1 pseudogene is annotated in these 392 nt (G+C 70.2%); it reads left to right on the forward strand.

Features of this window, described 5'->3' with window-relative positions:
* A pseudogene (locus VO99_RS27560) lies at positions 1-308 on the forward strand (cytochrome c oxidase subunit I); the annotation flags it as partial.
* Between the last annotated feature and the right edge of the window lie 84 nt (positions 309-392).

Consider the following 392-nt stretch of genomic DNA (forward strand, 5'->3'; position numbering starts at 1 on the left):
ACATCACCTTCTTCCCGATGCACTTCCTGGGGCTGGCGGGCATGCCGCGGCGCTATGCCGACTATCCGATGCAGTTCGCCGACTTCAACGCCATCGCCTCGGTGGGCTCCTTCGTGTTCGGGCTGGCGCAGGTGTACTTCCTGCTGTTCGTGGTGATCCCGGTGATGCGCAAGCGCGGCGCCCGTGCGCCGCAGCGGCCCTGGGAAGGCGCGGCGGGGCTGGAGTGGGAAGTGCCGTCGCCAGCGCCGTTCCACACCTTCGAGACGCCGCCCAAGCTGGACGCCACGGCCTCCCACGTCACCGGCTGAGGGAGGCGGCCATGCAGTGGGTGCTGAGGCGCAACTGCTCGCTGACGCCGCGGCAGGTGGCCACCTCGTTCGCGGCGGTGGCCG

It is taken from the genome of Aquincola tertiaricarbonis (assembly GCF_000969605.1).
In the GTDB taxonomy this organism is placed as follows: Bacteria; Pseudomonadota; Gammaproteobacteria; order Burkholderiales; family Burkholderiaceae_C; genus Aquincola; species Aquincola tertiaricarbonis.